Source organism: Microcystis sp. M049S2, from assembly GCF_020245625.1.
GTDB lineage: Bacteria > Cyanobacteriota > Cyanobacteriia > Cyanobacteriales > Microcystaceae > Microcystis > Microcystis ichthyoblabe_A.
In genome coordinates this window covers 1-5,085 of record NZ_JADBUN010000009.1, presented here as the reverse complement: position 1 = coordinate 5,085, position 5,085 = coordinate 1, and the positions used below count along the sequence as shown (strand labels likewise).

Below are 5,085 nucleotides of genomic sequence, written 5' to 3'. Positions count from 1 at the left end.
TATGGGAGTGATCAGGGGGAAAATTCCGGGACTTTTTCCCTAAAAATTAGGTAATTGGCCACCTCAAAACCGGTAAAACCCCACACCCCACACCCCACACCCCACACCCTGCCCCCACCGAAAAACTTTTTCAGCAGACCCTAATTACTTTCAATTTACACCCAATCACTGATAACCGATAACCGAAAAAACCCCAATCGGTCTATCCTATAGCTAGGTTAGACGGGATCAGGGTTTATTGAAAGCGACTTTACTTATAAAGTTCCGTCGCTAGACGAAAAGCCAAAATCCCGGGGATTAAAGCAATTACCAGAGCGACTAGAACTTGAGTATCAGAAAGCATTGCTGATTATCTCCTCATAAAGATATTCATCCAATACTTTCCGACATCATCGGGGTCCTCTGCATCATTTCGTTACAAGACTTCATATCTCCCCACCCCGATGACGGTTATCTCCCCTAGAAAAGAAAGTTGTAAAAGCGTTAAGCTGAAGTATTGCCATGATTACATTTATTTTTACCTGCGGCCTCAATGTTAGACTCGCTCCTTGATTCATCTCTAACCCTTAGTCTAAAAACCCCGTTAATTCTGTTGGTTCTCATTGCCCTAGAAGCGGTATTATCAGCAGATAACGCCATTGCTCTCGCTTCCATAGCACAGGGATTAGGAGATCATCAGCGTCAACGTCAGGCCTTGAATATTGGCTTAGTTTTCGCCTATATTCTCCGTATGATCTTGATTCTTACCGCCACCTGGGTGGTTAAATACTGGCAGTTTGAACTTTTGGGAGCAGTATATTTGCTCTGGTTAGTCTTTAATTACTTTGCCTCCCCGGAAGACAAAGACCACACCCATCATAGTCTCAAGTTTCAATCTCTCTGGCAAGCTATCCCCCTAATTGCCGTTACCGATTTAGCTTTTTCCCTCGATAGTGTCACCACCTCCATCGCCGTGGCCGATGATACTTGGTTGATCCTGCTTGGTGGTACGATCGGAGTAGTTACCCTGCGCTTTATGGCGGGTTTATTTATTCGCTGGTTAGAGGAATACACCCACCTAGAAGATGCCGGTTTTGTCACCGTCGGTTTGGTGGGTTTAAGATTGTTGTTGCGGGTGATTAGTCCCGATTTTGTGCCGCCGGAATGGATTATGATTAGTTTAATTGCTATCCTCTTTGCTTGGGGTTTCTCAAAACGCAACGATCGAGAACCAATAGAGAGTGATCCCATCCAATCTGATGAATTGCCATAAAATAATCATCAGGAGTCAGGAGATTATTTTTATTTATTCTCCCCACTTCCCCACTTCCCCACTCCCTACTTCTCAACCCCTCACTAATTACCGACCACTGAAAAGAGAATCCCTAGAAGATCATGTCATCTTTACCGACTCCATCTGCTGATACCTTAGAAAATTCTACTCGATCGCCCTCTTGGAAAATTAAACTCCTCTACGATGGAGAATGTCCCCTCTGCTTGCGGGAGGTTAATTTTCTGCAAAAACAGGATGCTGGGAGAGGATTAGTTGCTTTTGTCGATATTGCCGCCGAAAACTATAATCCGGAGGAAAATGGCGGTATTTCCTTCGCGGCGGCCATGGGACGAATCCACGCTGTACTAGCCGATGGTACTATACTCCAAAATGTGGAAGTGTTTCGCCAAGTCTATGATATTTTGGGTATCGGTTGGATTTATGCCGCTACCAAATGGCCGGTTATCGGGTTTCTAGTGGATATTATCTATGAAATTTGGGCTTCTTGGCGATTAACCTTAACCGGAAGACCGAATCTAAAAACAATCTTAGCAGAGCGTCAAAAACGTCTGGAATGCAACTCATCAAATCGTTGTTCTCAGTGAGTTAAAATCTCCTAACTCTACACCCCATTCGGAATCACCCCTTGGGATGTGATACTAAATCCGTTGAGTATAGGCTACTTATAAGGACAGTCAAAAGGCAAAAGGCTTCGGCCGTGAGCTCAGCCGAACGGCAAGAGGCAAAAGGAGAAATAAATAATCAGTTTTTAATAACCAGATTTAATGTGATAATTCTGCCTAGTAAATAAATGGTACTTTATTTTCTTGCCAGTCCCTGACTGCGACCGATGATCGCCCAGAGATAGCTAATTCCTAAGGCCAAAAACGCGAGGGGAATACTTTCTTTGACGATAAAAATACCCAGACCGATCAGCACACAGGGAACGAAGGTACTTCCCTGACTGGTTAGAATAGTGGCGATGGTCGGCACACTGGTCAACCCGTAGGCGAACGCAAAGCGCTCGCTACGCGAGAACGCACACCAAACCCCCACCAGAATCAAAAACACGCTGACGATAACGATCAGACTTGTCACGGTACTACTGGCAAACAGGGGAACGTAAATACCGATATTATCGCTCCCGTTGGCGACGGTCAACGCAGCCACGCTGTAGGTGCGCGGGTCAAACCAACCACCGAAGGGTTTACCCTGAGCTACACCGAAGGGGGAATGTTTCGCACCCTCCAGGTCCAATTCGACATTCTCCGGCTTTTCCTGCTTCTCCTCTTCTTTGAGAAGGGAAACGATGCCGAGAATCACAGGAACGAGGCCTAGATAGCGAATCCATGGGGTAGGGATGAGAAAGCAACCGAAAAATCCCGCTAAACTGGCAATAACAAGCAGACTAAAGCCGATATACTGACCGATGACGATATCGCGACGACGGAAGAGTTTTCCCGTTTGGCTGAAGAGAATCGTCAGGATCAATATATCGTCGAGGTTGGTGGCGACGAATGCCGCTACACCGGTGGATATCGCGATCACAATCTCGATCATCGTTTTTTTCCTTAAGATGGCCGTCGGGTTCGTCCGTTCGTTATACCTTGTTCGGCTTTTCCTTCAAAGGTTCCGGAACGGGAGAATTTTACTACCTATCCCGATGGAGAAACTGTATTTCCCACGACCGATGGCTCTATCCCGGTGCGGGATGGAAAAAGAAAGCAAGGGTGATCACTGCGTAGGTGGCGACGAGTAATATACCCTCTAGCCAGTTCGAGCGACCGTCGTTACTGATCGAGTTAGTCAGCCAGACGGCGACGGCGACGGCGACCAATTCAAACGGATCGAAATCGAGAGCCATCGGCTGACCGAGGAAATAACCCGCAATCACGAGGACGGGTGCGACAAAAAGTGCGATTTGTAGACTCGAACCGACGGTGACAGAAACCGCCAGATCCATTTTGTCTTTTAAGGCGACCCTAACCGCGGTGGCGTGTTCGGCCGCGTTGCCGATAATTGGCAGCAGGATCACCCCCGTGAAAAGGGTCGTTAATCCTAATTTATGCGTGGCTTCCTCTAGGGTATTAACTAATAATTCCGATTCGACCGCCACCCCGATGGTCACCAGCAGTAATATCCCCACCCAGAACCAGAGATTCGGCTTTTTTACGCTTACCGCTTCCCCCGACTCTTGATCGAGATCGGCGACCCCCACCTCGTAAAGATAGGTGTGGGTCTTCATCGAAAACAGCAGACTCAGGCAATACACAAAAATTAATACCGCCGCCACCGCTACCGAGAGACGCTGTAGGACGCTCTCCTCGATTGCGGCGGAGGTGTATTGAACGGTCGTGGGTAGGAGGATCGCTGCCACGGCGAGATTCATCGACGAGGAATTTAAACGGGCGGTCACGGGCTGGAATTTCTGTTCTTTATAGCGTAAGCCGCCGAAAAACATCGATAAGCCCGTTACCAGCAGCAGATTCCCGATAATCGAACCGGTAATCGTCGCTTTCACCACCTCGATCAAACCCTCTTCCAGGGCGGCGTAGGCGAGAATTAATTCGGTGGCGTTGCCGAAGGTGGCGTTCATTAAACCGCCAAGATTAGGACCGACCACGACGGCGATTTCCTCGGTTGCCTTTCCCATGTAAGCGGCCAGGGGAACAATCGCTAGACAGGCACTCAGGAAAACGATCGTCACGTCCCAACGCAGGAAATTCCAGGCGATCGAGATCGGGACAAAAACCAACAAAATAGCGAAAATCCAGTCCTTTCTATTCATAGCAATCGGTGTCTCGGCATAAAACCGCGCACGGTTTTGAAAAATAGACTATCGGCTTTTTTTCTGTTTCAATTACCCAAATCGCCCGGTAATATACTCCCGGGCCTCGTCGGTTTGCGGATTGCCGAACATAACTTCCGTGGGGCTGAATTCGACTAATTTTCCCCGGCGTTTCCCGGACGAATCGGTTTCGGTGTTAAAAAACGCCGTCCAGTCGGCGATCCGCGATGCCTGCTGCATATTGTGGGTGACGGTAATGATCGTGTAACTTTCCTTCAGTTGTAGGCACAATTCCTCCACCTGACGGGTAGAGATGGGATCGAGGGCCGAACAGGGTTCATCCATCAATAAAACATCCGGCTTCATCGCGATCGCACGGGCGATACAGAGGCGCTGTTGCTGTCCCCCCGATAGTGCCGTTCCTTTTTCTTTCAGTTTGTCCTTTACTTCCTCCCAGATCGCCGCCTGCCGCAGGGAATACTCGACCAATTCGTCCAGATTTCCCTGATAACCGTTGGTTCGGGGCGCGTAGGCGATATTCTCGTAAATGCTCTTGGGAAAAGGGTTGGGACGTTGGAAAACCATCCCCACCTGTCGCCTTAACTTGACCGCATTGACCTGCGAATCGTAAATATTCTGATTTCGGTAAAGTAGTTTTCCCTCCACCTTGGCGCCGGGGATGAGATCGTTCATTCGGTTAAAGCAGCGCAAGAGGGTAATTTTCCCGCAACCGGACGGCCCGATAAAGGCGACGATTTTTCGTGCAGGAATTTTAATATGAACGTCCAGAAGAGCAAGAAATCCATTATAAAAAACTTTCACTCCTTCCGCCTCGAAAACACTGTGATCTGCGTTAAGGTGGGTAGTCATGGTAAAAATTCTCCTGAGTGTGATTAAACGATTGATTAACCTGCATTATTCATGAAGACTTTGGAAAATCCTCGAAAGCCTTGGCAAGAAGTTCATCTAGCGATCTGGCTGAAAAACAGTCTGTTTTTTGAGATGTCCTCACAATCAGGTTTTTGCCAGTTGGTGAATAATGCAG

The 5,085-nt window shown here is 48.0% G+C and carries 6 protein-coding genes; 2 read left to right on the top strand and 4 right to left on the bottom strand.

From position 1 onward, the window contains the following. Nucleotides 1–250: 250 nt before the first annotated feature. Nucleotides 251–343 (bottom strand): photosystem I reaction center subunit XII, encoded by a 93-nt coding sequence (gene psaM / locus IM496_RS00785; protein WP_012264462.1) that lies wholly within the window; start codon nt 341–343, stop codon nt 251–253. A gap of 189 nt (nt 344–532) precedes the next feature. On the opposite strand from psaM, the gene IM496_RS00780 reads away from it, so the two are divergent. Continuing rightward, the gene (locus IM496_RS00780) at nt 533–1,252 is read left to right on the top strand and encodes a TerC family protein (RefSeq protein WP_272083310.1); all 720 of its coding nucleotides are present in this window, start codon (nt 533–535) and stop codon (nt 1,250–1,252) included. A 122-nt stretch (nt 1,253–1,374) separates the two neighbouring features. After that, complete coding sequence (locus IM496_RS00775; RefSeq protein ID WP_287660962.1) at nt 1,375–1,857, top strand: thiol-disulfide oxidoreductase DCC family protein; 483 nt, start codon at nt 1,375–1,377, stop codon at nt 1,855–1,857. A 214-nt stretch (nt 1,858–2,071) separates the two neighbouring features. Here the strand turns inward: IM496_RS00775 and IM496_RS00770 are convergent, their stop codons facing one another. The 3 genes from IM496_RS00770 to pstB form a co-directional block, all read right to left on the bottom strand. After that, nucleotides 2,072–2,812 (bottom strand): cadmium resistance transporter, encoded by a 741-nt coding sequence (locus tag IM496_RS00770; RefSeq protein ID WP_287660960.1) that lies wholly within the window; start codon nt 2,810–2,812, stop codon nt 2,072–2,074. 136 nt (nt 2,813–2,948) lie between these two features. Continuing rightward, complete coding sequence (gene cax / locus IM496_RS00765) at nt 2,949–4,040, bottom strand: calcium/proton exchanger (RefSeq protein ID WP_194017961.1); 1,092 nt, start codon at nt 4,038–4,040, stop codon at nt 2,949–2,951. Nucleotides 4,041–4,112: 72 nt separating this feature from the next. Further along, on the bottom strand, nt 4,113–4,910 hold the full coding sequence (gene pstB / locus IM496_RS00760; protein ID WP_287660958.1) for a phosphate ABC transporter ATP-binding protein PstB: 798 nt from the start codon (nt 4,908–4,910) through the stop codon (nt 4,113–4,115). Between the last annotated feature and the right edge of the window lie 175 nt (nt 4,911–5,085).

What these genes read in the sequence shown, in the direction of transcription:
- psaM (WP_012264462.1), bottom strand. Translation starts at nt 343, where the DNA reads ATGCTTTCTGATACTCAAGTTCTAGTCGCTCTGGTAATTGCTTTAATC.
- IM496_RS00780 (WP_272083310.1), top strand. Translation starts at nt 533, where the DNA reads ATGTTAGACTCGCTCCTTGATTCATCTCTAACCCTTAGTCTAAAAACC.
- IM496_RS00775 (WP_287660962.1), top strand. Translation starts at nt 1,375, where the DNA reads ATGTCATCTTTACCGACTCCATCTGCTGATACCTTAGAAAATTCTACT.
- IM496_RS00770 (WP_287660960.1), bottom strand. Translation starts at nt 2,812, where the DNA reads ATGATCGAGATTGTGATCGCGATATCCACCGGTGTAGCGGCATTCGTC.
- cax (WP_194017961.1), bottom strand. Translation starts at nt 4,040, where the DNA reads ATGAATAGAAAGGACTGGATTTTCGCTATTTTGTTGGTTTTTGTCCCG.
- pstB (WP_287660958.1), bottom strand. Translation starts at nt 4,910, where the DNA reads ATGACTACCCACCTTAACGCAGATCACAGTGTTTTCGAGGCGGAAGGA.